At 70.8% G+C, this 26967-nt stretch carries 20 protein-coding genes; 2 read left to right on the top strand and 18 right to left on the bottom strand.

Features of this window, described 5'->3' with window-relative positions:
- Positions 1 to 52: 52 nt before the first annotated feature.
- Positions 53 to 844: an IclR family transcriptional regulator gene (locus ACZ3I3_RS23885; RefSeq protein ID WP_467368172.1), complete on the top strand. Its 792-nt coding sequence runs from the start codon at positions 53 to 55 to the stop codon at positions 842 to 844.
- A 218-nt stretch (positions 845 to 1062) separates the two neighbouring features.
- On the opposite strand, the gene ACZ3I3_RS23880 is transcribed toward ACZ3I3_RS23885, so the two are convergent.
- From ACZ3I3_RS23880 to betA, 11 genes are all read right to left on the bottom strand, one after another.
- Positions 1063 to 1668 (bottom strand): sarcosine oxidase subunit gamma, encoded by a 606-nt coding sequence (locus ACZ3I3_RS23880; protein ID WP_467368170.1) that lies wholly within the window; start codon positions 1666 to 1668, stop codon positions 1063 to 1065.
- Positions 1661 to 4993 (bottom strand): sarcosine oxidase subunit delta family protein, encoded by a 3333-nt coding sequence (locus tag ACZ3I3_RS23875; RefSeq protein WP_467368168.1) that lies wholly within the window; start codon positions 4991 to 4993, stop codon positions 1661 to 1663. Before ACZ3I3_RS23875 ends, ACZ3I3_RS23880 begins: the two co-directional genes overlap by 8 nt.
- Positions 4994 to 5021: 28 nt before the next feature.
- Positions 5022 to 6254, bottom strand: coding sequence for a sarcosine oxidase subunit beta family protein (locus tag ACZ3I3_RS23870; RefSeq protein ID WP_467368166.1), 1233 nt, complete (start codon positions 6252 to 6254; stop codon positions 5022 to 5024).
- Entirely contained in the window at positions 6251 to 7534 is a 1284-nt protein-coding gene (gene glyA, locus ACZ3I3_RS23865) for a serine hydroxymethyltransferase (protein WP_467368163.1), read from the bottom strand. The genes ACZ3I3_RS23870 and glyA overlap by 4 nt, the downstream gene beginning before the upstream one ends.
- The gene (locus ACZ3I3_RS23860) at positions 7531 to 8391 is read right to left on the bottom strand and encodes a bifunctional methylenetetrahydrofolate dehydrogenase/methenyltetrahydrofolate cyclohydrolase (RefSeq protein WP_467368161.1); all 861 of its coding nucleotides are present in this window, start codon (positions 8389 to 8391) and stop codon (positions 7531 to 7533) included. The genes glyA and ACZ3I3_RS23860 overlap by 4 nt, the downstream gene beginning before the upstream one ends.
- A gap of 91 nt (positions 8392 to 8482) precedes the next feature.
- Complete coding sequence (locus tag ACZ3I3_RS23855) at positions 8483 to 10921, bottom strand: GcvT family protein (protein ID WP_467368159.1); 2439 nt, start codon at positions 10919 to 10921, stop codon at positions 8483 to 8485.
- A gap of 225 nt (positions 10922 to 11146) precedes the next feature.
- Positions 11147 to 12109 carry an ABC transporter substrate-binding protein gene (locus ACZ3I3_RS23850; protein ID WP_467368157.1) on the bottom strand — a complete coding sequence of 321 codons (963 nt, stop codon included), beginning with the start codon at positions 12107 to 12109 and terminating at the stop codon, positions 11147 to 11149.
- Positions 12110 to 12122: 13 nt separating this feature from the next.
- Complete coding sequence (locus ACZ3I3_RS23845; protein WP_467368356.1) at positions 12123 to 13649, bottom strand: ABC transporter permease; 1527 nt, start codon at positions 13647 to 13649, stop codon at positions 12123 to 12125.
- 473 nt (positions 13650 to 14122) lie between these two features.
- Positions 14123 to 15211 carry a quaternary amine ABC transporter ATP-binding protein gene (locus ACZ3I3_RS23840; RefSeq protein WP_467368155.1) on the bottom strand — a complete coding sequence of 363 codons (1089 nt, stop codon included), beginning with the start codon at positions 15209 to 15211 and terminating at the stop codon, positions 14123 to 14125.
- A 19-nt stretch (positions 15212 to 15230) separates the two neighbouring features.
- On the bottom strand, positions 15231 to 16700 hold the full coding sequence (locus ACZ3I3_RS23835; RefSeq protein ID WP_467368153.1) for an aldehyde dehydrogenase family protein: 1470 nt from the start codon (positions 16698 to 16700) through the stop codon (positions 15231 to 15233).
- A 195-nt stretch (positions 16701 to 16895) separates the two neighbouring features.
- Entirely contained in the window at positions 16896 to 18554 is a 1659-nt protein-coding gene (betA, locus tag ACZ3I3_RS23830; protein WP_467368152.1) for a choline dehydrogenase, read from the bottom strand.
- Positions 18555 to 18762: 208 nt separating this feature from the next.
- Here betA and ACZ3I3_RS23825 point away from each other — a divergent pair, with 208 nt between their 5' ends.
- On the top strand, positions 18763 to 19509 hold the full coding sequence (locus tag ACZ3I3_RS23825; RefSeq protein WP_467368354.1) for an IclR family transcriptional regulator: 747 nt from the start codon (positions 18763 to 18765) through the stop codon (positions 19507 to 19509).
- Here ACZ3I3_RS23825 and ACZ3I3_RS23820 read toward each other — a convergent pair.
- The 7 genes from ACZ3I3_RS23820 to ACZ3I3_RS23790 form a co-directional block, all read right to left on the bottom strand.
- Complete coding sequence (locus ACZ3I3_RS23820; RefSeq protein WP_467368150.1) at positions 19481 to 20641, bottom strand: aromatic ring-hydroxylating oxygenase subunit alpha; 1161 nt, start codon at positions 20639 to 20641, stop codon at positions 19481 to 19483. The two genes, ACZ3I3_RS23825 and ACZ3I3_RS23820, sit on opposite strands and share 29 nt — an antisense overlap.
- A 37-nt stretch (positions 20642 to 20678) precedes the next feature.
- Positions 20679 to 21842: an NAD(P)/FAD-dependent oxidoreductase gene (locus ACZ3I3_RS23815; RefSeq protein ID WP_467368148.1), complete on the bottom strand. Its 1164-nt coding sequence runs from the start codon at positions 21840 to 21842 to the stop codon at positions 20679 to 20681.
- Positions 21839 to 22201, bottom strand: coding sequence for a bifunctional 3-phenylpropionate/cinnamic acid dioxygenase ferredoxin subunit (locus tag ACZ3I3_RS23810; RefSeq protein ID WP_037673830.1), 363 nt, complete (start codon positions 22199 to 22201; stop codon positions 21839 to 21841). The genes ACZ3I3_RS23815 and ACZ3I3_RS23810 overlap by 4 nt, the downstream gene beginning before the upstream one ends.
- A 215-nt stretch (positions 22202 to 22416) precedes the next feature.
- Positions 22417 to 23052 (bottom strand): MBL fold metallo-hydrolase, encoded by a 636-nt coding sequence (locus tag ACZ3I3_RS23805; RefSeq protein ID WP_467368146.1) that lies wholly within the window; start codon positions 23050 to 23052, stop codon positions 22417 to 22419.
- Positions 23052 to 24137: an S-(hydroxymethyl)mycothiol dehydrogenase gene (locus tag ACZ3I3_RS23800; RefSeq protein WP_467368144.1), complete on the bottom strand. Its 1086-nt coding sequence runs from the start codon at positions 24135 to 24137 to the stop codon at positions 23052 to 23054. The genes ACZ3I3_RS23805 and ACZ3I3_RS23800 overlap by 1 nt, the downstream gene beginning before the upstream one ends.
- Positions 24138 to 24373: 236 nt before the next feature.
- A complete protein-coding gene (locus ACZ3I3_RS23795; protein ID WP_467368143.1) occupies positions 24374 to 25675 on the bottom strand; it encodes an MDR family MFS transporter in 1302 nt (433 codons plus the stop codon).
- The gene (locus tag ACZ3I3_RS23790) at positions 25672 to 26772 is read right to left on the bottom strand and encodes a PLP-dependent cysteine synthase family protein (protein ID WP_467368141.1); all 1101 of its coding nucleotides are present in this window, start codon (positions 26770 to 26772) and stop codon (positions 25672 to 25674) included. Before ACZ3I3_RS23790 ends, ACZ3I3_RS23795 begins: the two co-directional genes overlap by 4 nt.
- Positions 26773 to 26967 lie beyond the last annotated feature (195 nt).

Below are 26967 nucleotides of genomic sequence, written 5' to 3'. Positions count from 1 at the left end.
AAATCATTCCCACCCCCTCACGCCTGTTGCCCAATTCACCTAGGGTTTCGCCATGAGCAACCACGGCGCTGAGACCTCAGGCGCTCCCAGTGGCGGAGTGCAATCCGTTGACCGTGCCGTCGCCGTGTTGGAGATCCTCGCCCAGCACGGAGAGGCGGGCGTGAGCGAGGTGGCCGCGGCGATCGACGTCCACAAGTCCACCGCTTTCCGTCTGCTGGGCGCGCTGGAAGCGCATGGGATGGTGGAGCAGGAGAGCGACCGGGGAAAGTACCGTCTCGGCTTCGGCGTCGTGCGCCTGGCCGGCGCCGTGACGGGCCGTATCGCCGTCACCAGGCACGGGCGCGGGATCTGTGAGCGTCTCGTCGACGACGTCGGCGAGACGATGAACATCGCCGTGCTCGAGGCCCACCACGCGATCAACCTCTACCAGGTGCGCGGCTCGTCGGCCATCGCCGCGCAGAACTGGGTGGGACGGCTGACGCCGCTGCACTGCACGTCGAGCGGCAAGATCCTCCTGGCCCACCTCACCCGCGAGGAACGCGACGCGCTCCTCGCCGAGTCCGGCCTCCCCCGTCTGACGCCGCGCACGGTGACCTCCAGGAAGAAACTGGAGGCGGACCTGTCCGAAGCCCGTGAGCACGGCTATGCCATCACGCTGGAGGAATACGAGGAGGGCCTCAACGCCCTGTCCGTCCCCGTGCGTTCGGACGGCGGCGAGGTCGTCGCCGCCCTCAGCGCGTCGGGACCGGCCTTCCGGCTCACCCTGGAGCGGATGCACGAACTCGCGCCCCTGCTCATCGCGGGAGCGGACGAGCTCGGCCACCGTCTCGCCCAAGCGGACTGAGGTTCACGACAAGCACGGAACCAGCCCCTCACGACACGCGGCGGGGGGGGGGGGGGGGGGGGGGGGGGGGGGGCCCCCCCCCGCGCGCCCCCCCCCCCCCCCCCGCCGGCCCCGCCCGCCCCCCCCCCCCCCCCCCCCCCCCCCCCACCCCCCCCCCCCCCGCGCCCGCGGCCCCCCCCCCCCCCCCCCCCCCCCCCCCCCGCTTCACGCTGCCCGCGTCAGCCCGTCCACTCCACGGCCGCGTCCAGCAGCCAGTCCGTCAGGTAACCGGCGAAGGACGAACGGACCAGCACCCAGAACCCGGCCCTGGGCTCGTCTCGTGCGACCAGGACGACCTGGGCGCGGGCCAGGTTCGTCTGGGCGCATCGCCCCGGGCCGAAGACCCGCGGGTGGAGATCGAGGGAGCAGCCGTGGGCCAGCAGGTCGCGGGCCCGGGGGCCTGCGACGAGGAGCGTGGTGCGCTGAGCCGAGACATCGATGACGGACACGGGCTCGTCGCCCGCGGCCTCACGGATCCGGCTCTCCAGGTCCTGCCCACCGCCCGGCGGTCCCACCACGAGCCATTCGTCGGGGCCGAGCCACAGCGCGGTCAGTTCCCCGGCGCGGACCACGGTGCCGGGTTCGACGGGGAGTTGGAGCCCCAGCGCGAGCCCCACGGCGTCCGCCGCCGCTCCCTTGGGGTCGAGACGCACATTGAGCTGGGTCAGGAAGGGCAGTTCCGCCAGCCGGATCGCGCCCCCGGAGGCGCGGGTCGCGGCGGCCAGCCGGCCGGCGGCATGCGACAGGGGGCTGCGGAGCGGGGTGGTAACGGCGGTGTCAGCCATCGCGGCGGGCTCCCTCGGGGTCGTAGAGGACGGGGCTCGCGACGGTCACCGGGACCAGCCGGTCGCCCACGGGGGCGTAGAGGCGCTCACCGATGCGGTCCCGGCCGCCCTTGACGAGCGCCAGGGCGAAGGTCCGGCCGAGGGCCGCGCTGCGGTAGCTGGAGGTGACGTGACCGAGCATCGGGACGGGCGGGGCGGGCAGCACACTGCCGGCGACCAGGTGCGTGCCTTCGGGGAGGAACGTGCCCGGGTCCTCCGGAAGCAGCCCGACCAGGTGCTTGCGGTCGGGGCGGGCGGTGTCGGCGCGGGCGTGGGACCGCTTGCCGATGAAGTCCCGCTTCTTCTTCGACACCACCCAGCTCATGCCGAGGTCCTGCGGCGTCACCGTGCCGTCGGTGTCCTGGCCGACGATCGGATAGCCCTTCTCCGCGCGCAGGACGTGCATGGTCTCCGTGCCGTACGGGGTGATGCCGTACGGCGCGCCGGCTTCGTACAGCGCCTCCCACAGGGCCAGGGCCTCCCACGGTGACACGTTGATCTCATAGGCGAGTTCGCCGGAGAAGCTGATCCGGCACACGCGCGCGTCGATGCCGGCGACGGTCGTCTCGCGCCACGCCATGAACGGGAAGTCCTCGGCTGCGACGGCGAGTCGGGGCGCGAGCGAGCCCAGGACCTCGCGGGAGCGCGGGCCGACCAGGGCGACGGTGGCCCACTGCTCGGTCACCGATGTGCAGTGGACGCGCAGTTCGGGCCACTCCGTCTGGAGCCACTCCTCCATCCAGTCCAGCACGGCGGCGGCGTTGCCCGTCGTGGTGGTGACCAGGTAGCGGTCCTGGTCGAGGCGGATCACCGTGCCGTCGTCGAAGACCATCCCGTCCGGGCGGCACATCACGCCGTAGCGGATCATGCCGACCTTCAGGGTGCTCATCATGTTGGTGTAGAGCAGGTCGAGGAAGACGCCGGCGTCCGGGCCCTGCACGTCGATCTTGCCGAGGGTGGAGGCGTCCATGAAGGCGACGCCCTCGCGGGCGGCGGCGCACTCGCGCAGTACGGCCGTCTCCAGGTCCTCGCCGTCCTGCGGGTAGTACCAGGGCCGCTTCCACTGGCCGACGTTCTCGAACAGGGCGCCGTGTGCGACGTGCCATTCGTGCAGGGCGGTGGTGCGGATCGGGTCGAGCAGGGCACCACGGTCGCGGCCGGCGAGGGCGGCGAAGGAGACGGGGGTGTACGGCGGCCGGAAGGTCGTGGTGCCGAGCGCGGAGATGTCCACGCCGAGCAGTTCGGCGACGACGCCGCTGGCCAGGACGCCGGAGGTCTTGCCCTGGTCGTTCGCCGTGCCGGCCGTGGTGTAGCGCTTGGTGTGCTCCACGGAGCGCAGGCCGGCACCGGTCGCCCGGGCCAGGTCGTCGACGGTGACGTCGCGTTGCAGGTCGACGAAGCGCGGGGTGCCTGCGCGGCCCGGGACGGTGAAGACCCGCATGGGCGGTGTCTGCGGTGGGATGGCCACCTGGGGCAGGCGCGGGGCCTCGCAGGTGTAGCCCTCGGACTCGAGCGCGCGGGCACCGGCGTCCGCTCCCTGCGCGAGGACCCGGGCCAGGTCGAAGACGCCGCTCGCGCCGCCCGCGACCTCGACGGCCTGACGGCAGGTGTCGGGGACGAAGGTACCGAGTTCCTCGTCGTGGCGGAGCTTGCCTCCCGCCTGGCTGAACAGGTGCGCGACCGGGTTCCAGCCGCCGGAGACCAGGAGCAGGTCGGTGGGGAACTCCCGTAGGCCTGTGCTCTCTCCGTACGGGGCAACGGTAACGGCAGTGAGCCGGGGGGCGCCTTCCGTGACGGTGACCCCGTGGCCCGTCAGCACCTCGATGCCGGCCTCGCGGGCGCGCTCGGCCCACGCCCCCGGCTCCGGGCGGGTGTCGACCACGGCCTCGACGGCCACGCCCGCCGCGGCGAGGTCCAGTGCTGCCGCGTAGGCGCTGTCGTTGGTGGTGAAGACGACCGCGTGACGGCCGGGCAGGACGCCGTGGCGGTTGACGTAGGCGCGGGCCGAGGCGGCCAGCATCACGCCGGGGCGGTCGTTGTCCGCGAAGGCCAGCGAGCGTTCGTGCGCGCCGGTGGCGAGGACGACCCGGCGGGCGCGGATGCGCCAGACGCGTTCGCGGGAGACGTGCTCCGGGGCCTGGGCGCCGAGGTGGTTGGTGCGGCGCTCCACGGCGAGGAGGTGGTTGTCGTCGTAGTAGCCGAAGACGGTGGTGCGGCGCAGGACGCGTACGTCGGGGGCCGCGTCGAGTCGGGCGGTCGTGTCGTCCACCCAGTCGAGGAGTTCGCCGGTGCCGAGGAGGCTGCCGCCGGGTTCGGGCTGGTCGTCGGCGAGGATGACGCGGGCGCCTGAGCGGGCGGCGGCTGCCGCTGCGGCGAGGCCGGCCGGGCCCGCGCCGACGACCAGGAGGTCGCAGTGGGCGTGTACGGCGTCGTAGCGGGCCGGGTCGGGGGTGGTGGCGAGGCGGCCCTGGCCGGGGAGGCCGGTCGCGGCGAGGCCGTCGTAGAGCTCGATGGTGGTGGCGGGGAGCATGGGCTCGGGGAACGGGGCCTCGATCTGGACGACCGCGTTGGGTTCCTCGGCGCCGGCCGAGAAGATGCCGCGGGGGCGGCCCAGTTTGATGCTGGTGCCGGTCTGGATTACGCCGTTGGCGAGGAGGGCGGAGGCGAGGGTGTCGCCCTTGTAGCCCTGGTATGTGGTGCCGTCGAAGGTGAAGGTGATCGGGGTGTCGCGGTGGATCCGGCCGTGGGTGGGGTGGCGGAACGGCTGGGTTTCCTCGCCCCCGCCGCCCCTACCCGTCCCATCCTCCAGGGGCTCCGCCCCTTCGACCCCGCTGGGGGCTGCGCCCCCAGACCCCCGCGGGGGCTGCGCCCCCCGCGCCCCCACCGGGGCTGCCGCCCCGGACCCCGCTTCGGCCTGAACGGCCTCGTCCTCAAACGCCGGACGGGCTGGTGGTGCCGGAGTCGGCTGGAAGGTGGCCGGACGCGTGTCGAGAGTGCCCCCACGCGGTTCAACCGTTCCCGGGCGCTCCTCCCCCGCCCGGTACACCGTCAGGATCTCGTTCGTCGATGTGTCCCGCACGGCGTTGAAGCAGCGGCGGCAGCCCGCCGCGTGGGTCCAGCGTTCGGCGAAGGGGCCCCGGGGGTTGTCGCGGAAGAAGAGGTAGCGGGCCCATTCCTCGTCGGTGAGGGAGGACGGGTCCTGCGGGTACGGCACGTGCGCCTGGCCGCCGTAGTGGAACTCGGCCTCGTCGCGGGGCCCGCACCACGGGCAGGGGATCAGCAGCATGGATCGGCTCCCAAAACTTCCAGTGGTCCTAGTGGGCCACCGCGGCCGCGCCGTGCTCGTCGACGAGCGCGCCGGTGGTGAAACGGTCGAGCGAGAAGGGGGCGTTCAGCGGGTGCGGTGTGTCGTGGGCGATGGTGTGGGCGTAGACCCAGCCGACCCCGGGGGTGGCCTTGAAACCGCCGGTCCCCCAGCCGCAGTTGAGGTAGAGGTTGTCGACCGGGCTGAGGCCGATGATCGGTGAGGCGTCGGGGCTGACGTCGACGATGCCGCCCCAGGTGCGCAGGACGTGGGCCCGGGCGAAGACCGGGAAGAGCTCCAGGGCCGCCGACATCTGCTCTTCGATGATGTGGAAGGCGCCGCGCTGCGTGTAGGAGTTGTACGCGTCGATGCCCGCGCCCATGACCAGCTCGCCCTTGTGGGCCTGGCTGACGTACACGTGGACGGCGTTGGACATGACGACCGTCGGGTGGACGGGTTCCAGCAGCTCCGACACCAGGGCCTGCAAGGGGTGGCTCTGGACGGGGAGTTCGATGCCCGCCATGGCCGCCAGGACCGACGTGTGGCCCGCGGAGCAGAGCGCGACCTTGCCCGCCGCGATCGGGCCGCGGGTGGTCCGGACTCCCACCACCCGGTTGCCGACGACGTCGAGGCCGGTCACCTCGCAGTTCTGGATGATGTCGATCCCGGCGGCGTCGGCGGAGCGGGCGAGGCCCCACGCCACGTGGTCGTGCTTGGCGATGCCCGCGCGCGGCTGGTAGGTCGCGCCCAGGACCGGATAGCGCACGTCCGAGGAGATGTTGACGATCGGGCAGACGTCCTTGACGCCGTCCGCGTCGAGCCACTCGGCGTCCACGCCGTTGAGGCGGTTGGCCTCGACGCGGCGCACGCTGTCGCGGACGTCCTGGAGGCTGTGGGCGAGGTTCAGCACGCCACGCTGGGAGAAGAGGATCGGGTAGTCGAGCTCCTCGGCCAGGCCCTCCCACAGCTTGAGCGCGTGTTCGTAGATGCCGGCGCTCTCATCCCAGAGGTAGTTGGAGCGGATGATCGTGGTGTTGCGGGCCATGTTGCCGCCCGCCAGCCAGCCCTTCTCCAGCACGGCGACGTTGGTGATGCCGTGGTTCTTCGCCAGGTAGTGGGCGGTGGCCAGGCCGTGGCCGCCGCCGCCCACGATGACGATGTCGTACGAGCGCTTCGGCTCGGGGTTGCGCCACAGCCAGTCGGGGTGTTCGGGGAGCTCGGCGCCGGGGGTGCGGGGGCTCATCGGGCGTCTCCGTCCTCGGACAGGTGCGGGTAGAGCGGGTGCTTTGCGGCCAGGGCCTCCGTGCGGGCGCGCAGGGCGGCGACGTCCGGCTCCGGCTGGAGGGCGAGGGCGATCACGTCCGCGACCTCGGCGAAGTCCGCCTCGGTGAAGCCGCGGGTGGCCAGGGCCGGGGTGCCGATGCGCAGGCCCGAGGTGACCATGGGCGGGCGCGGGTCGAAGGGCACGGCGTTGCGGTTGACGGTGATGCCGATCTCGTGGAGCAGGTCCTCGGCCTGCCGGCCGTCGAGTTCCGAGTCGCGCAGGTCGACCAGGACGAGGTGGACGTCCGTTCCTCCGGTCAGGACCCGTACCCCGGCAGCCGCCGCGTCCGCCCGGGTGAGGCGCTCGGCGAGGATGCGGGAGCCGGCGAGGGTGCGGGCCTGGCGTTCGGCGAACTCCGGTGACGCGGCGACCTTGAACGACACCGCCTTCGCGGCGATGACGTGCTCCAGGGGGCCGCCCTGCATCCCGGGGAAGACCGCCGAGTTGATCTTCTTGGCGAGGTCGGCCTCGTTGGTGAGGATGACGCCGCCGCGCGGGCCGCCGAGGGTCTTGTGGGTCGTGGTGGTCGTGACGTGGGCGTGCGGTACGGGGTTGGGGTGCAGTCCCGCCGCGACCAGTCCCGCGAAGTGCGCCATGTCGACCATGAGCAGGGCGCCCACTTCGTCGGCGATCCTGCGGAAGGCCGCGAAGTCCAGCTGCCTCGGGTACGCCGACCAGCCCGCGATGATCATCTTGGGGCGGTGTTCCTTGGCGAGGTGCTCGACCTCGTCCATGTCGACGAGGTTGTCCCCCTCGGACACGTGGTACGGCACGACGTTCAGCATCTTGCCGCTGTAGTTGATGCGCATGCCGTGCGTGAGGTGCCCGCCGTGCGCGAGGTCGAGGCCGAGGACGGTGTCGCCGGGCTGGAGGAGGGCGAAGAAGACGGCGGTGTTGGCCTGGGCGCCCGAGTGCGGCTGCACGTTGGCGAAGCCCGCGCCGAAGAGGGACTTGACGCGCTCGATGGCCAGCCGCTCGGTGACGTCGACGTGTTCGCAGCCGCCGTAGTAGCGGCGGCCCGGGTAGCCCTCCGCGTACTTGTTGGTCGCGACCGAGCCCTGTGCCTCCATCACGGCGGTGGGCGCGAAGTTCTCGGAGGCGATCATCTCCAGGGTGGACTGCTGGCGGTGCAGTTCGGCGCGGAGCGCGGCGTGGACCTCGGGGTCCAGCTCCGCCAGGGGGGTGTTCAGCGCGTTCATACGGGGTTCGCGTTCCTCTCGGCGGCCTCGACGACATTGGCGAGCAGCATGGCCCGGGTCATGGGGCCCACGCCCCCGGGCATCGGCGCCAGCCATCCGGCGACCCGGGCGGCGTCCGGGTGGATGTCACCCACCAGGCCCTGGTCGGTGCGGGTGATGCCGACGTCCAGGACGGCCGCGCCGGGGCGCAGCATGTCCTTGGTGATCAGTCCTGGCGAGCCGGCGGCCGCGACGACGACGTCCGCCTCGCGGACGTGCCAGGCCAGGCCCTTGGTCCCGGTGTGGCACAGGGTCACGGTGGCGTTCTCGGACCTGCGGGTGAGCAGCAGTCCGATGGGCCGTCCGACGGTGATGCCCCGGCCGATCACGCACACCCGCGCTCCCGCGAGCGGCACGTCGTGGCGGCGGAGCAGTTCGACGATGCCGCGCGGGGTGCACGGCAGCGGGGCCTCGACGCCGAGGACGAGCCGGCCGAGGTTGACGGGGTGCAGTCCGTCGGCGTCCTTGGCCGGGTCCATGCGCTCCAGTACGGCGCCCGCGTCGAGGTGGCGCGGCAACGGGAGCTGGACGATGTAGCCGGTGCAGGCGAGGTCGGCGTTGAGCTCGTCGATCGTCTCCTCGACCTGCTGCTGCGAGGCGTCGGCGGGCAGCTCCCGCCGGAGGGAGGCGATGCCCACCTGCGCGCAGTCCCGGTGCTTGCCTCCGACGTAGGCGCGACTCCCGGGATCGTCACCGACCAGCACGGTACCGAGCCCCGGCGTCCGCCCCGTGGTCGCGGTCAACTTGGCCACGCGCTCGGCGAGTTCGAGCCGGACGGCAGCGGCGGTCGCCTTGCCGTCGAGCAGTTGTGCGGTCACCTGGAGTTCCTTCCAACGAGGCTGTGGCTGACGCCCCCCAGGGGCGCGGGGAACTGCGCGACCAGCCACGACGAAAGCCGCACCCGAAAACTCACCCACGAAGACGGGACATGGCCGGATCGAACAGCGGCTCTTCGGCGACGACCGCCTCGACGCTCTGGTCGAAGTACCCGATGTGCACCACGGTCCCCGGAGCCGCAAGCTCCACCGGCAACCACGCATAGGCAATGCCCTTGCCGATCGTGTAGCCGTACGCCGCACTCGTGACGTACCCGACCGCACAGTCACCGTCGAACACCGGCTCCTTGCCCATCAGGACGGCCCCCGGGTCCTCGATCGTGAGACACGTGAGCTTCCGCCGTACGTCGGCCCTCCGCCGCTCCAGCGCCGCCTTGCCGATGAAGTCGTCCTTGTCGAGCTTGACGGCGAACCCGACCCCGGCCTCGTAGGGGTCGTGCTCGTAGGTCATGTCGGTGCCGAAGGAGCGGTAGCCCTTCTCCAGGCGCAGGCTGTTGAAGGCGCCGCGGCCGGCCACGATGCCGCCGAGCGGTTCGGCCGCCTGCCGGAGGGTGTCCCAGAGCTTCTGGCCGAAGTCCGCTGTGGTGTACAGCTCCCAGCCGAGTTCGCCGACGTACGACAGGCGCATGGCCGTCACCGGGACGGAGCCGATGTGGGCGCTCCGGGCGCGGAAGTACTTCAGGCCGGTCGCCGAGAAGTCGGCGTCGGTGAGCGGCTGGAGGACGTCACGGGCGCGTGGCCCCCACAGGCCGATGCAGCACGTGCCGGGTGTGATGTCGCGGACCTGGACCGTGCCGTCGGCGGGGAGGTGACGCGTGAACCAGTCGAGGTCCAGGTTGCCGTTGGCACCGACCTGGAAGCGGTCGGGGGCCAGCCGGGCGACGGTGATGTCGCTGCGGATGCCGCCGTCGTGGTCGAGCAGCAACGTGTACGTCACCGAGCCGACGGACTTGGCGACCTTGCCGGTGCACAGCCGCTCCAGGAAGGCGGCGGCACCGGGGCCGCTCACCTCCAGACGCTTGAGGGCCGTCATGTCGTACATCGCGACGGTCTCGCGGGTGACCTGGGCCTCGGCGCCGACGATGGGCGACCAGTAGCGCGCGGCCCAGTCGTTCGGGGTCGGGATGGAACGGCCTTCGGTCAGGCCCGCGTTGGCCTCGTACCACTGCGGGCGCTCCCAGCCGTTGGCCTCCAGGAAGAAGGCCCCGAGCTCCTGCTGGCGGGTGTGGAACGGGCTCGTGCGGATCGGGCGCGGGTCTCCCGACGGCTGGAGGGGGTGGAGGATGTCGTAGACCTCGACGAAGTTCTGGCAGTCGCGGGCCAGCACGTACTCCGGCGAGAGCTGGTGCGGCTCGAAGCGGTTGACGTCGCACTCGTGCAGGTCGAACGAGGAGCAGTGGCCGTCGACCAGCCACTCGGCCATGGCCCGTCCGACGCCCGCGGAGTGGGTGACCCAGACGGCCTCGGCGACCCAGAAGCCCTTGACGTCCGGGGATTCGCCGAGCAGCGGCAGGCCGTCGGTGGTGAAGGAGAACAGGCCGTTGATGCCCTCTTCGACCTTGGCGTCCTTCGTCGCGGGAAGCAGGGACCGGGTCTCGCTCCAGGCCTCCTCGAAGTCCTCCTCGGTGAACTTCAGGACGGACGGCATGTCCTCGGACTCGTCCACGGAGAGGATGTCGTCGGCGGAGACCGGCATCGGGCGGTGGCCGTAGTAGCCGATGCCCAGGGTGTCGAAGCGGTCGCGGTAGTAGAGGTCGGCGTCCTGGTGGCGCAGGATCGGGCGGACCGCCTCCTGCGTCTGGCCAGCCAGGGCCGGTACCGGTCCCGTCCAGGCGAGCTGGTGGGCGAGCGGCGTGAGCGGGAGGTTCATGCCGGCCATGCGGGCGATCTTCGGGCCCCAGATGCCGGCGCAGCACACGACGATGTCGGCCGGGATCTCGCCCTGGTCGGTGAGGACGCCTGTCACCTCGCCGTCGGCCCTTGGGACGTCGAGGACTTCATGGCGGGCGAGGAAGCGCACGCCGCGCTCGGTGGCCCGGCGGATCTGCGCCTCGACGGCGAGGACCGCCTTCGCGAGGCCGTCCGTGGGCACGTGGAGGCCGGCGAGGACCTTGTCCGGGTTGACGAGCGGGTGCTGTGCGACGCACTCCTCGGTGCTCAGCAGCCGGGACTCGATGCCCCAGGAGGTGAGCCAGCCGTGGCGCCGCTGGAGTTCCGTGACGCGCTCCGGGCTGGTCGCCACTTCCAGGCCGCCGACCTGGAGGAAGCAGGGCTCACCGTCGACGTCGAGCGAGCAGAACTTCTCGACGGTGTAGCGGGCCATCTCGGTCATGGTCTTGGAGGGGTTGGTCTGGAAGACCAGGCCCGGGGCGTGTGACGACGATCCCCCGGTGGCGGGCAGCGGGCCCTGGTCGACGACGGTCACATTGGTCCAGCCTCGCGCGGAGATCTCATCGGCGAGCGCTGCTCCCACGACGCCCGCTCCGATGATGATCACCCGGGGTCCCGCCATCGCCGCACCTCCGACGTTGAAAGCGATGCAGTTGCTGTGTGCGCAACAGAGTTCAGGTTGCGCAACTCAATGTGCCCGCCGTGGACAGGCGTGTCAAGGGGTCCGCGACGCCGGAAAAACCCCGGAAGCGGCGGGGAGGAATCACCGGAAAACGACGAGGCCCGGCAGGCTGAATCACAGCCTGCCGGGCCTTCCCGGCGGGGTTCACACAGACAGTCGTGCGCCCTACTTGATCCAGGCGTCGACCTTGTCGCGGTTGGCCTCGACCCACTTCTTCGCCGCGGCCTCGGGCGCCATCTTGTCCACGGCGATGTACTTGGCCACGGTGTTCTGGTCGTCGTTGGACCAGTTGAACTTCTTCACCAGGTCATAGGCCGGGCTCCCCGACTTGGCGAACTTGGCGCTGACTATCTTGTCGAGTTCGTACACCGGATAGTCGCAGGCGACCTTCTCGGCGTCGGCGTCACAGCCCGTCTTGTACTCGGGCAGGGCGACCTTCTTGAGCGGCACCTCGGACATGAACCACTGCGGCTCGTAGAAGTAGCCGATCACCCATTCCTTGTTCTTCTCGGCGTTGCGGTACGCCTGGATGAGCGCGGTCTCGCTGCCCGCGTACACCACCTTGTAGTCCAGCTTCAGGTTCTTCACGAGCGCCTCGTCGTTGGTGACGAACGACGGATCGCCGTCGAGGAGCTGGCCCTTGCCGCCCGACTCGGAGGTCTTGAACTTCGACGCGTACTTGTTGAGGTTCTTCCACTCGAGGATGTCCGGGTGCGCCTTCGCCAGCCACGGCGGCACGTACCAGCCGATGAGGCCCTTGTTGCCGGTCGGGCCCGCATCGACGGCGGTCTTCTGCTGAGTGATGTACTTCTTCTTCAGATCGTCGTGGCCCCAGTTCTCGACGACGGCGTCGACCTCGCCCGTCCCGAAGCCCTGCCAGGCGATCTCCTCCTTCAGGTCCTTCTGCTCGACCTTGCAGCCGAGGTCGTGCTCGGCGACGTAGGCGAGGACCGCCGCGTTCGCCTCGTAACCGACCCAGGGGTTGATCGCGAGGTTGAAGGTGCCGCATTTGCCCGAGCTTCCCGAGCCGCCGGCGCTGTCGTCACCGACCTTCGCGCCGCCGCAGGCCGTGAGGGTGAGGCCGAGGACGGCCAGGCCGGTCGCGCCGGCTCTCCAGTGTCGTGCCATGGTGTGCTGCTCCTTATGCGCCGGCGCGGCGAGCCGCTGCCTGAGTGATCCGGTCGAACATGACTCCGAGCAGGACGATGGCGAGCCCTGCCGCGAGTCCCTTGCCGTACAGCTGGCCCTGTGAGAACCCGGCCACGACGTCGTAGCCGAGGGCGCCCGCGCCCACCAGACCGCCCACCACGACCATCGACAGCACGTAGATCAGGCCCTGGTTGGTCGCGAGGGTCAGAGCGCCCCGGGACATGGGCAGTTGGACCTTGGTGATGATCTGCCAGGTGTTGCACCCGGTGGACGTCGCCGCCTCGACGGTGGTCTCGGGCACGGCCCGCACCCCGTCCGCGATGATCTTGATGGCGACGGGTGCCGCGTAGACGACGGCGGCGACGATGGCCGTGAACCGTGTCGCGCCGAACAGCGCGAGGAACGGCACGAGATAGACGAACGGCGGCATGACCTGGGCCGCGTCCAGGGTGGGCCGCAGCAGCCGGTCCACGAGCGCGCTGCGTCCCATCCACACTCCGAGGACGACGCCGAGCAGCATCACCAGCACCGTCGCCACCGCGGTGGACGCCAGCGTCGTCATGCCGTCCGACCAGACACCGGTACCGACGAGCAGGCCCACGCACACGGCCGTGGTGACCCCGGCGCGCCACCCGCCGAGCACCGTGCCGATGGCGACGAGGGCGGCGCCCACGAGCCACCACGGGGAGTCGGTGAGCACGGTCTGGAACGGATTGAGCAGGCCGTTGGTGAGGGCGTCGCGGAAGGCGTTGGTCAGGCCCGACAGGTTGTCCTGCGCCCAGGTGGTCACATCGGCCGCCGTCTTGGCGATGCTGCTGCCGATGCCGCCGTCGCCGGGGAACTCGGCCGCCCACACATACGTGTGCGACAGGTACGCCAGCACCAGCGCCGCCACCGCGCCCGCCGCGAGCAGCTGCCGCCGCCACTTGAGGAAGGGACTGTCCGAGCCACGGGCCGTCTCCGCCCGTGCGCTCGCCGCGGTGGTGACCCGGTCCAGCACGATGGCCATGACGACGATGGCCAGACCGGCGTTGAAGGCCGTGCCGACGTCCAGCGACTGCAGGGCCTGGACGACGGTCTTGCCGAGGCCGGGCGCGTCGATCAGGGCCGCGATGGTCACCATGGCCAGGGCGGCCATGATGGTCTGGTTGACGCCCATCACCACGGTCCGCTTGGACATCGGCAGCAGGACCTTGAGCAGCGCCTGCCGCCGCGTCGCGCCCATCGAGTCCGCCGCCTCGACCGTGGTCTGCGGTACGGAGCGGATGGCGTGCGCGGTGATGCGGATCGCCGGTGGCGCCGCGTAGATGGCGGTGGCGATCGTGGCCGAGGCGGGACCGATCAGGAAGAACAGGGTCAGCGGCGCCAGATAGACGAAGGTCGGCATCGTCTGCATGAAGTCCAGGAACGGCGTGACGATCCGGTGGAACCGTTCCGACAGCCCGGCCCACACGCCCAGGGGAATGGCGAACAGCAGCGCCACGAAGACCGCGGAGAGGGTCAGCGCCAGCGTGTCCATGCTCTCCTGCCAGAGCCCTTGCAGGCCGAGGAAGGTGAAGCCGGCCACGGCCAGCAGCGCCACCCGCCAGTTGCCCACCGCCCAGGAGACATAGCCGGCGATGCCGACGACGCCGAGCCAGCCGATCTGCGGAACCGGGCGGTCAGCGGACGGCTGCGAGATCAGCTCCTGGACGAAGGTCACCAGGGTGTCGATGACCAGGCGGATCTCGTTGAAGAAGTAGAGGAAGAGGGGGTTGGAGTTGCGGTTGGCGCCGATCGAGTCGTTGACGTCGTTGAACCAGCGGTGCAGATCGGTCAGGTCGGCCGCCGCGAGGGACAGGGTCTGCTTGCCGCGCAGCACGGCGAAGAGCACCAGCCAGAGGAGCAGGATCGCGGCCACCACCACGGCGCGGTTGACCGTGCGCACGGTCCGGGCCGGAGCGGGTGGCTCCACGGTCCCGGTCTTCTCCGGTTTCTCCATCGCGACGGTCATCAGGCGTCGCCTTCCTGCCCGGCGACCACCGCGAGGATCTCCTCGTCGCCGACGATGCCGAGCAGCTTGCCGTCCTCGACGACCTTGACCGGCTTCTCGGCGGCGAGCACCGCGCGCGTGGCCTCCTTCACCACGACGTCCGGGCCGAGCTCGGGGCCGTCCAGGGGGTCGTCGGGCTCCGCCGGGCGCATGATCCACCGCAGGGTCAGGACGTCCCCGCGGGGCACGTCCCTGACGAAGTCGCGTACGTAGTCGTCGGCGGGGGCGCCGACCAGTTCGTCGCCGGTGCCGCACTGGACGGTTTTTCCGTCGCGCATGATGAGGATGCGGTCGCCCAGCTTGAGCGCCTCGGACAGGTCGTGGGTGATGAACACCATCGTCTTGCCGACCTCGTGGTGCAGACGGATGACCTCGCTCTGCATGTCACGGCGGATCAGCGGGTCGAGCGCCGAGAACGGCTCGTCGAAGAGGAGCACGTCCGGGTCGCCGGCCAGGGCGCGGGCGAGACCGACGCGCTGCTGCATACCGCCGGAGAGCTGGTCGGGGTAGGAGTTCTCGTACCCGGAGAGGCCGACGAGTTCGACGACCTCCATGGCCCGCTTGGTGCGCTGGGCCCGGCTCATGCCGCGGATCTCCAGCCCGAACGACACGTTGTCGACGACGCGCCGGTGCGGCAGCAGCCCGAAGTGCTGGAAGACCATGGAGAACTTGCTCCGGCGCAGTTCGCGCAGGCGGCCCGCGTCCGCGTCGCGGATGTTCTCGCCCTCGAAGAGGATCTGTCCGGCGGTGGGTTCTATGAGCCGGGTCAGACAGCGCGCCAGGGTGGACTTGCCGGAGCCGGACAGGCCCATGACGACGAACACCTCGCCGGGCGCGACGTCGAAGCTCACGTCGCGCACGGCGGCGGTGCATCCGGTGCGGTCCATCAGTTCGCGGCGGGTGAGCCCGCGCAGTTCCTCGGAACCCGGTACCTGGTTCGCCTTCGGTCCGAACACCTTCCACATCTCGCGTACGGAGATGACCGGCGTGCCTGCCGCGTCCTGGGGTGTGCCGCGCCGCTGCGGCACCTCGGTCGTTGCTGGGGTCATGTTCGACCTCTTTCGGCGTTCAGCCGCGGAACCAGTGCTGCGGCCTGGGTTGGATGTTCTGCCAGATGTGTTTGGGCTCCCGGTACTCGTCCAGGCCGGTCGGGCCCAGCTCGCGGCCTACGCCGCTGTGCCCGAACCCGCCCCATTCCGCCTGCGGCACATAGGGGTGGTAGTCGTTGATCCACACCGTGCCGTGGCGCAGCCGGCGGGCGACCCGCTGGGCCTTCCCGGCGTCCTGCGTCCAGACGGCGCCGGCGAGCCCGTACTCGGTGTCGTTCGCGATGCGTACGGCGTCGTCCTCGTCGGTGAAGCGCTCCACGGTGAGCACGGGCCCGAAGGACTCCTCGTGCACCACCCGCATGTCCTGACCGCACTCGTCGAGCACGGTGGGCGGGTAGTAGTGGCCGTCGGCGAGGGCCGGGTCGTCGGGGCGTGCGCCACCGCAGCGCAGGACGGCGCCCTCGGCGAGTCCGGCCGCGACGTACGCCTCGACCTTCGCCAGGTGCTGGGCGGAGATCAGCGGGCCGGTCTCGGCGCGCGGGTCGAAGGGGCCGCCGAGCCGGATCAGCCGGGCGCGGCGGACCACCTCGTCGACGAACCGGTCGTGCAGCGAGTCCTCGACGATCAGCCGGGCGCCGGCCGAGCAGACCTGGCCCGAATGCAGGAAGACGGCCGTGAGCGCGAAGTCCACGGCCGTCTCGAAGTCGGCGTCGGCGAAGACGACATTGGGATTCTTGCCGCCGAGTTCCAGCGCGACCTTCTTCACGGTCGCGGCGGCGGTGGCCATGATGCGTCTGCCGGTGTCCAGGCCGCCGGTGAAGGAGACCAGGTCGACGGCCGGGTCCTCGGCGAGGGGTGCGCCCACCTCGGGCCCGGCCCCCAGGACGAGGTTGGCGGCACCGGCCGGGAGCCCGGCCTCCGCCAGCGCCTTCATCAGCAGAACGGACGTCGAGGGGGTGAGCTCACTGGGCTTGAGGACGATCGTGTTGCCCGCGAGGAGAGCCGGCGCGACCTTCCAACTCGCCTGGAGCAGCGGGTAGTTCCAGGGAGTGATCAGTGCGCACACGCCGATCGGCCCGTACTCGACGCGGCTGACGGCGTCGTCGCGGCCGGTGTCGATCACCCGGCCCGCGTCGGTGCCGCCGAGTCCTCCGTAGTAGCGGAAGCAGGAGACGACGTCGGCGATGTCGTACTCGCTCTCCACGAGCCGTTTGCCGGTGTCCAGCGATTCGGCGCGGGCGAACGCGTCGGCGTCGCGTTCGAGGAGGTCGGCGGTGCGCAGGAGGAGGGCGCCGCGCTCACGCTCGGGGGTGCGCGGCCAGGGCCCTTCGCCGAAGGCCCGGCGGGCGGCGGCGATGGCCGCCTCGGCGTCGGGGCGGGTGCCTTCGGACACCGTCACGGAGAGCGAGCCGTCGGCGGGGCAGCGGATGTCCCGGTGGCCGCCGGCCACGGGATCCCGCCATTGTCCGTCCACGTACAGGTCTGCCACGTCGGGGCCCTTCGAGCGAATCGCGTTGCGCATCGTGCATCGAATTGCTTGTGGTGGAACACTCTGGAGAAGGCGGCAACCCACGTCAAGGGGTTGACGATGACGGTTTAGCCAAGGTGACAGCCACGGGGACGCAGCACCGGCAGGCCCGGAACACCTTGCCTCCGGGCCGGTCGGCTGTCTGAAAAGCGCTGGTTACGGCAGGGGGCGGTGCCGGTGATAGGCGGCGGCGGACGGCGGCACCGGATCCTTCCCGAGGATGAGGTCGGCCGCCTTTTCCGCGATCATCATCACCGGTGCGTAGATGTTGCCGTTGGTAATGTACGGCATCACCGACGCGTCGACGACACGCAGCCCCTCCACCCCGTGCACCCGCATGCTGGCGGGATCCACGACGGCCATCTCGTCGGTGCCCATCTTGCAGGTACATGACGGATGCAGCGCGGTCTCGCCGTCCTTGGCGACCCAGGCGAGGATCTCCTCGTCGGTCTCGACGGACGGTCCCGGCGAGACCTCCCCCGCGTTGTAGGGAGCCATGGCGGGCTGATTGAGCAGCCTGCGGGCGACCCTGACGGCCTCGACCCACTCGCGGCGGTCCTGCTCGGTGGACAGATAGTTGAAGCGCAGCGCGGGGTGCTCGGCCGGGTCCTTGCTCTTGATCTTCACCGAGCCGATGGCGTCGGAGTACATGGGCCCGACGTGCACCTGATATCCGTGCCCGCCGGCGGGCACGGAGCCGTCGTAGCGGACCGCGACGGGCAGGAAGTGGAACATCAGGTTGGGGTAGGCCACGTCCTCGTTGCCGCGGACGAAGCCGCCCGCTTCGAAGTGGTTGGTGGCGGCGGGTCCCGTGCGGAAGAGCCACTGGAGCCCGATGAAGGGGGCGCGCCACTTCGCGAGGTACGACTGCATCGAGACCGGCTGCTTGCAGGCGTACTGGATGTACACCTCCAGGTGGTCCTGGAGGTTCTCGCCGACGCCCGGCAGATCGTGTACGACGTCGATGCCGAGGGCGCGCAGTTCCCCGGCGTTGCCGACGCCGGAGAGCTGCAGCAGTTGCGGGGAGTTGATCGCGCCCCCGCACAGGATGACTTCGCGGGCGCGCACCCGCTGGGGTCTGCCACGGCCCCGCCGGTACTCGACACCGACGGCCTTCTTGCCTTCGAAGAGGACGCGGGTGACCAGCGTGCGTGTCCTGACCGTGAGGTTGGAGCGCTTGCGTACGGGTTTGAGGTAGGCCTTGGACGCCGAGAGGCGGCGGCCTCGGTGGACGTTGCGGTCGAACCGGGCGAAACCTTCCTGCCGGTAGCCGTTCACATCGTCGGTGGGAGCGTGACCCGCCTCCTCGGTGGCCTTCAGGAAGGCCTCGAAGAGCGGGCCGGTCCCCGGGCCGCGCTCCAGGACGAGAGGGCCGTCGTGACCGCGGAACTCGTCGTCCGGGTCGGCGGCGAGACAGTTCTCCATCCTGCGGAAGTACGGCAGGCAATGCGCGTAGTCCCAGGCCTCCATGCCCGGGTCGGCCGCCCAGCGCTCGTAGTCCATGGGGTTGCCGCGCTGGAAGATCATGCCGTTGATGCTGCTGGAACCGCCCAGCACCTTGCCTCGCGCGTGGTAGACGCGCCGACCGCCCATGTGGGGCTCCGGTTCGGACTCGTACTTCCAGTCGTAGAACCGGCTGCCGATCGGGTAGGTCAGCGCCGCGGGCATGTGGATGAAAACGTCCCAGGGGTAGTCGGGCCGGCCCGCCTCCAGGACCAGCACCTGGTTGCCCGGGTCCGCGGAGAGCCGGTTGGCCAGGGCACTGCCGGCCGATCCACCACCGACGATGACGAAGTCGTACTGCAAGTCAGCCATGGGGCCTCGTCTCGCTCGCGCCGTTGAGAATGCGCGGCATGCTAGTACTCGTACCGCTATGTGCACCAGGTTGCGAACCGCGCAACTTCCCCGAGGTCCGCACAAGGCCTTGACCTGCACCGCTGGCCGCTATGTTTAACGCCCGTATAGTTGCGTTGTGAGCAACTACCATGCAGAGACCGAAACGACAACTGCGCCGACCGGTGGCGTGCAGTCCGTCGACCGCGCCATCACCGTGCTGGAGATCCTGGCCCGGCGCGGCGAGGCGGGTGTCAGCGAGGTGGCCGCCGAGATCGATGTTCACAAGTCGACCGCGTTCCGGCTGCTCGGCGCCCTGGAGGTGCGCGGTCTGGTGGAACAGGCGGGCGAGCGCGGCAAGTACCGCCTCGGCTTCGGCCTCGTGCGGCTCGCCGGCGCGGTCACCGGCCGCATCGACATCACCCAGCAGAGCCGCCCGGTCTGCGAGCGTCTCGCCGAGGAGATCGGTGAGACCGTGAACCTCGCCGTGATGCAGGAGCGCTACGCGATCAACCTGTACCAGGTGCGCGGTCCCGGCGCTGTCACGGCGTTCAACTGGGTCGGCCAGCTGACGCCGTTGCACGCCACCTCCAGCGGCAAGATCCTGCTGGCCCACATGCCGCCGAAGGAGCGTGCCGCGCTGCTGTCGGAGACGGGTCTGAAGAAGCTGACCCCCCGCACTCTGACCGCGAAGACGAAGCTCGAGAAGAACCTCGCCGAGGCGCTCGAACGCGGCTACTCCTGGACGCTGGAGGAGTTCGAGGTGGGACTGCACGCCATGGCCGCCCCGGTGCGCAACAGGGACGGCGAGGTCATCGCGGCGCTGAGCGCCTCAGGACCGGCGTACCGGCTCACCGAGGACCGGATGCACGAGCTCGCCCCTGTGCTGGTCAAGGGCGCGGACGAGATCAGCCACCGCATGGGCTACCTGGGCTGACCTCCTGCGGCCGCCCCGCGCCCAGACGTTCCTGGACGAAGGTGTGGAACTCGCCGATGTGGTGCTCGCTGGGCACGAGCACTCCGCCCTTGGCGTACAGCCGTGAGTTCATCGCGGGCTGGCAGCGCTCGCACGCGTCGAAGTCCTGCCGGTTGACCCGGTCGAAGAGCTCCACCGACCGGCTGACGTCCTTGCCGCTCTCGACGACGTGCTTGAGGTAGAGCCAGTCGCACTCGACGACGGTGCGGTCCACGGCGACCGGGTACATCCGGTGGAAGATCACATGGTCGGGCACGAGGTTGATGAACACCTGCGGCCGGACGGTGATCGCGTAGTAACGGCGGTCCTGGTCCTCGCTGATGCCCGGAATGCGGTCGAGGCCTTCCGAGCCGTCGACGGTGAAGCCCTTGACCGCGGAGCCGAACTCCGCGCCGTGTCCCACGTAGTACTGGGCGGCGTACCCGTCGGCGAACTCGGGGAGCACCTCGGTCAGTTCGGGGTGGATCGTCGCGCAGTGATAGCACTCCATGAAGTTCTCGACGATGAGTTTCCAGTTCGCCCGCACGTCGTAGACGATGCGTCGGCCGACTTCGAGGTTGTCGATGTCGTAGTGCTCGATCGACTCCGTGTCGCCCAGGCGCGCGACCACCTCCCCCACGACCTCGTCGAAGGGGGGCGGGTCCGCCGCGAGGCACACCCACACATAGCCGAGCCATTCCCGCACGGCCACGGGGGCCAGGCCGTACTCGGTGCGGCTGACGTCGGGCATCTTGGTGAGGTTGGGTGCCGCGACGAGTTTGCCCGTCAGGTCGTACGTCCAGGCGTGGTAGGGGCACTGGAAGGCGCGTTTGACCTCGCCGGTCTCCGCCGTGCAGAGCTTGGCTCCGCGGTGCCGGCAGACGTTGAGGAAGGCACGGACGGAGTTGTCCCGTGCCCGGGTGATCAGGACGCTCTCGCGGCCCACCTCGACGGTGCGGAAGGCACCGGTCCTGGCGAGGTCGGCGGAGCGCACGGCGCAGAACCACATCGCCTCGAAGATGTGTTCCTGCTCCTGGGCGAAGACCGCTGGATCCGTATAGGACGAGCCGGGGAGGGTGGCGATCAGGCTGTCCGGCAGGCCGGTCGAGGTCACTGGGCACTCCTCGGGGAAACGTGGTGGATCGCCCCTGTCAGGGCGCCTTGGCCGCGAGTTGCTTGCGCCAGCGCGTGAACAGCTTCGGCTGGTTCATCCCGAGCACGGCGACCGGGTGTCCGGCACGCCGGTAGACGGCGAGGACGTTGCGGTCGTCCGCGGTGCCTTCCTCGATCGTCACGCTGTCGGCACGGGCCGCGTTGCCGGCGAACTGGATCTTCACGCCGTACTGGTCGGACCAGAAGTACGGCGGCCGGGGCAGGCCCGGTTCGCACTCGCCCCAGGACAGCAGGGCGGCCACGGCCGCGTCGGGGCGTTCCCGGGCGCCGGTCCAGTGCTCGACGCGGCGGTGGGTGCCCGCGCGCGGGTCGTACCAGGAGGCGCAGTCGCCGACCGCGACCACCCCGGCCAGGCTGGTGCGGCCGTCCGCCCCGCACCTGACGCCGTCGTCGAGTTCTATGCCGGATCCGGCCAGCCAGTCGACGCAGGGCCGGGCCCCGACACCCACGACGACGATGTCGGCGGGGATGCTGCGGCCGTCCTCCATCAGGACGGCGTCGACCCGGCTCTCACCGCTCAGCCCCTTGACGCCCACGCCGCACAACAGGCGTACGCCGTGGTCCGCGTGGAGAGCGGAGACGATGCGTCCCATGGCCGCGCCGAGCGGTCCTGCCAGGGGGGTGGGCGCCGCCTCGACGATGGTCACGTCGAGGCCGAGAGCGGAGGCGGTGGAGGCGACCTCGGCACCGATGAAGCCGCCGCCGATCACGACCAGGCGTCCGCCGCGGGCCAGTTCGTCCCGCAGGGCGCGGGCGTCGTCCAGGGTGCGCAGGGTGTGCACACCGGCCAGCCCGTCCATGCCGGGCAGGGTCCGGGCGGCGGCGCCGGTGGCGATGACGATGCCGTCGGCCCGCACCTCGCGGCCGTCGGTGAGCCGCACGGCGCGAGGCGTGGTGTCGAGTCCGGCGGCACGGGCTCCGAGCAGCCACTCCGCTTGCAGGTCCTCGTCGTCCGGCTCCAGTGCGAGCTCGGCTTCGCCGATGCCGCCGGCCAGGAACTCCTTGGACAGGGGCGGCCTGTCGTAGGGGCGGTGGATCTCGTCGCCGATGACGACCAGCCGTCCGTCGTATCCCTGCTTGCGCAGGGAGCGCGCCGCGGACAGGCCCGCCAGCGACGCGCCCACCACGGCCACTGTCCTCACGCGACGCCCCCGGCGAGCCGGGCGGCGATGCAGGGGGGCAGGTTCGGGGCCGCCGTGGACAGCCGGACGTAGATCATGCCGTCCTCGACGAAGACCTCGTGCGTGCGCACCGGGAGCTTGGCCGGCGGGGCATCGACGGCTCCGGTCTTGAGGTTGAACTTCGAGGCGTGCAGCGGGCATTCGACCTCACAGCCCTCCAGCCAGCCGTCGGCGAGCGAGGCGTCCTGGTGGGTGCATGTGTCGTCGATGGCGAAGAGTTCGCCGTCGTCGGTGTGGAACACCGAGACCGGCGGGTCGATGTCGAGCCTGTGGGCCTCGCCTCGGGGCAGATCCACGAGACGGCACGCGGCAATCATCATGACACCTCGGTGCGTATAGCGAAACGGATTGCGGTGAACGCAACGCCAGTTTGAGGGCGCCTTCAAACGCTTGTCAAGGAGTTCGAGGGACACCTGGCGGCCTCATTTTCCGTTGCGTGATGCGAAACGGTCGGCGTTATAGGAAACGCAGGTCAGGGCGGAGCATCTCTCGGAAACCGGGGCGCGAGCGCCCCGGTCGGCCTGTGGGCACTGGGTCACCAGCCGCGCGCGGCCCACTCCTCCAGGTGCGGTGCTTCGGCCTCGACGGTCGTCGTCTCACCGTGTCCGGTGTGGACGACCGTCTCGCCCGGGAGGGTCAGCAGCCGGTCACCGATGGAGCTGATGATCGTGCCGAAGTCGCTGTACGAGCGTCCGGTCGCGCCGGGCCCGCCGGCGAACAGCGTGTCACCGCTGAACAGCGCGCCCAGGTCGGGTGCGTACAGGCACACGGCACCGGGAGCGTGTCCGGGCGTGTGCAGGACGCGCAGGACGATGCCCGCCACCGTGAGTTCGTCACCATCGGCGAGCGGGCCGTCGGGGCGCCGGCCGGGGTGCGCCATCTTCCACAGGACCTGGTCGTCAGGATGCAGGAGGATGGGAGCGCCGGTGGCCAGGGCGACGTCCGGCGCGGCGCGCACGTGGTCGTCGTGGGCGTGGGTGCACACGATGGCCGACAACCGACGGTCACCGACGGCCGCCAGGACGGCGTCGGAGTCGTGTGCCGCGTCGATGACGACCACCTCGTCGTCGTCACCGACGATCCAGACGTTGTTGTCCACGTCCCAGGTCCCGCCGTCGAGGCTGAAGGTCCCGCTGGTGACGAGGTGTTCGACACGCGGTGCGCCCGCCATCAGAGCACCACCACCGAGCGCAGCACGTCACCGTGGTGCATCTTCTCGAAGGCTTCCTCGACGTCATCGAGGCCGATGGTCTCGGAGACGAACGCGTCCAGGTCGAAACGGCCTCCGAGGTACAGGTCGATGAGGGCCGGGAAGTCGCGCGAGGGCAGGCAGTCGCCGTACCAGCTGGACTTCAGCGAGCCGCCCCGCCCAAAGACGTCGAGCAGGGGCAGTTCCACCTTCATCTCCGGGGTGGGCACACCGACCAGCACGACCGTGCCCGCCAGGTCGCGGGCGTAGAAGGCCTGCCGGTACGTCTCGGGGCGGCCGACCGCCTCCACGACGACGTCCGCGCCGAAGCCGCCCGTCAGCTCGCGCACCGCTTCCACGACGTCGCCCTTCGCCCCGTCGACCGTGTGGGTGGCCCCCATGGCCATGGCCCGGTCCAGCTTGCGCCGGTCGATGTCGACGGCGATGACCTTGCTCGCTCCGGCGAGCCTCGCCCCCGCGACGGCGGCCATTCCGACGCCGCCGCAGCCGATGACGGCGACGGAGTCACCCCGGCCGACGGCCCCGGTGTTCACGGCCGCGCCGAAGCCGGCCATGACGCCGCACCCGAGCAGACCGGCCGCCGCCGCCGGCGCCGCCGCGTCCACCTTGGTGCACTGCCCGGCGGCGACCAGCGTCTTCTCCGCGAACGCGCCGATGCCGAGCGCCGGCGAGAGCGGTGTGCCGTCGAGCAGCGTCATGGGTTGGGTGGCGTTGTGGGTGGCGAAGCAGTACCAGGGCCTGCCCCTGCTGCAGGCCCGGCACTGGCCGCACACCGCACGCCAGTTGAGGATGACGAAGTCGCCGGGCTCGACGCCGGTGACCCCCTCCCCGACCGCCTCGACGCGACCTGCCGCCTCGTGCCCCAGCAGGAAGGGGAACTCGTCGTTGATCCCGCCCTCGCGGTAGTGGAGATCGGTATGACAGACGCCGCAGGCCTCGACCTCGACCAGCGCCTCGCCCGGACCGGGGTCGGGGACGACGATCGTTTCGACGGAGACCGGTGCGCCCTTCTTACGGGCGACGACGGCACGAACCTCATGAGCCATGAGCTGCTCCTCAAGCGGGGGATCCTCGCGAGTGCGTTGCCTCATTCGCTACACGCACCGCTATACGCAACCGAGCATCCCGGAGGAGCGCACCGAGGGTCAAGGGCCTGGTTCCACCCGGGCCGACTCGGCCGTGGCCGCCGCCCGAGCCGCGGCGCCCGACCGTGTGCGGCCGATCAGATTCAGCCGCACACGGTCAGGCAGTCATGCCGTCATGCGGTCATGCCGTCATGCCGTCATGCGGCGACGGGCTGCGGCCCGGCCGCCGGAGCAGCCAGACGGCCCGTGCGGTGCAGGCCGTACAGGGCGGCCGCGCACGCGATGCCGAGCGCGCACAGGCAGATCCACGGCAGCGCGGGCATCCCCGCCTCGCGGGCGGCGTCGAGCGACGCGCCGGTGAGCAGGTTGCCCAGGGTGATGCCGACGCCGCAGATGGTGTTGTAGAGCCCGTAGTGGGTGGCGACGAGCCGGTCACCGGAGAGGCGGACGATGGTGTCCATCTCGAAGGGGTAGGCGATCATCGTGCCGACGGCCAGCAGCAGCGCGGCCAGCATCGGCGGTACCGCGGCGAGCAGCCACAGGCCCACACCCGAGTCCGGAACGGGCACCGCGGTGGCCAGCGACAGGGGCACGAAGGCCAGGCCCATGGCGGCCAGTCCCCGGGTCAGGGCCTGGCCCGGCTCGTAACGGGCCTTGCACCAGGCGGTCACCCGCGTCTGACCGACGATCGTGCTCAGCCCGGACACGGCGAAGAGCGCGGCCACCGCCGCCGTGCCGAACTCCCCGTCACCGCCGACCCGTCGTACCTCCAGCGGCAGCGCGAGATAGACCTGGAAGGAGAGGACGTACGAGCCGATCATCGCGCCGGAGAAGAGCAGGAACGGCCGGTTGGCGAGGATGCCGCGCCACTGGGCCAGTACGCCGTCGCGGTCCTGCCCCTCCTCGCCGCCCTTGGAGTCGCCGGCCCGTCGCGCCGGCAGGGCACGGATCTGCACGATGCTGAGCAGCGCGAAGATCCCGGCCGCGACCAGGCAGGTGACGCGGAAGTCCACGCCGGTCAGCACCATGCCCACGAGGGGACCCAGCAGGATGCCGGCCTGGTAGAAGACGTTGAACAGGGCGAACGCCTCGACCCTGCGCTCCCCCGCGTCCGCGGCGAGATACGCCCGGACGGCCGGGTTGAACAGTGCCCCGGCAAGCCCGGTGGCCGCGGAGGCGGCCACCAGCGCGGCCAGCGAGTCGACCAGGCCGAGTGTCGCGAATCCGGCCGTGCGCAGCACGCATCCGGCCACGATCATCGGCTTGTAGCCGTACCGGTCGGCGAGCGTCCCGCCGACCAGGAACATGCCCTGCTGGCTGAAGTTCCGCACGCCGAGGATCAGCCCGACGATCCAGCCGGCCAGTCCGAGGGTGCCGGACAGGTGAGCGGCCAGGTAGGGCATCAGCATGTAGAAGCCCAGGTTGATGGTGAACTGATTGACCATCAACAGCTGGACGCTGCGTTCGTAACCGCGTACCTGTGCGAGGGTGCCCTTCACCGGTCCTCCTCCGCGGCAGCGTCGGCCAGGGTGAGCGGGTCGACCACGGTGGTGCACCGGGTCCAGCGTGCGACCTCCTTCTCGTCCGCGCGTCCGATCACCTCCGGTTCCGGAGCAGGAGGGGCGTCGAGGAGGCCGTGCGCGGCGCAGTAGTCGTCGTCGAACACCGTCCCGAGGTAACGCTGCGGGCCATCGGGGAAGATCGCGGCGATCCGGCTGTCGGCGGGCAGGGTGCGGGCCAGCCATCCGGCGACCAGGGCGACGGCGCCGACGCTCCACCCGCCGGTGGCGTAGTGCGAGCCGGCCAGTTGGCGGCAGGTCCACACCGCTTCGGCCGGGGCCACCCAGTGCACCTCGGCAAAGTTGTCGTAGGCGACGTTGCGGGGGTAGATGCTCGACCCCAGGCCCCGCATCAGCCGTGACCGGGCCGGCTGGCCGAAGATCGTGGAGCCGATGGTGTCGACGCCGACCACCTTCAGCTCGGGGTAGAGCTGCTGCAGCACGCGGGAGACGCCGGCGGAGTGCCCGCCCGTGCCGACACTGCACACGAGGACGTCGATGTGCCCCAGCTCGGACGCCAGTTCCAGGGCTAGCGGGGTGTAGGCGGTGGTGTTGTCCGGGTTGTTGTACTGATCCGGGCACCACGCACCCGGATGCCGCGCGATGAGCTGCTCCACGCGCTCACGGCGAGCCTGCTGCCAGCCGCCGGTGGGGTGCGGCTCGGAGACGACGTTGACCTGGGCGCCGTACGCGGTCAGCAGCCGGGTCATCGACATCTCCAGGCCGGGGTCGGTGACCAGGGTGACCGGGTGGCCGTACACCATTCCGGCCAGGGCGAGGCCCAGTCCGAGGGTGCCGCTGGTGGATTCGATGATCCGGGCGCCGGGGCGCAGGTCGCCCCGGGCGCGGGCCCGTTCCACCATGTGCAGACCCGGCCGGTCCTTGATGCCGCCGGGGTTGAAGCCCTCCAGCTTCGCCCAGAAGCCGCGGTCCGGGGGCGTCAGGGGCTGGGACACCCGCAGCAGCGGCGTGTTGCCCACCAGTGCGGACAAGGCGGACCGCTCGGGCATGGCGTCGGTGTTCGTCATCGACTGCATGTCTTTTCGCTCTCGCTCGATGAATACGCGGGGCACGGTCGTCTCGCGCCACGACCACAGGGGGACGGTCGATCCGTCCGGGTCCGCGGGGCCGTGGCGCGGCAGCCGGGCGGGGCCGGCTGCGAGCGAGAGGTCTAGATACGCCACCGCGAGGTGCGGACAAGCGCGGTTCTGCCTGTACGTCTGGTGCGGGTC

The sequence above is a fragment of the Streptomyces sp. NPDC016851 genome (assembly GCF_055562795.1).
This window is presented reverse-complemented; position numbering and strand designations above follow the sequence as displayed.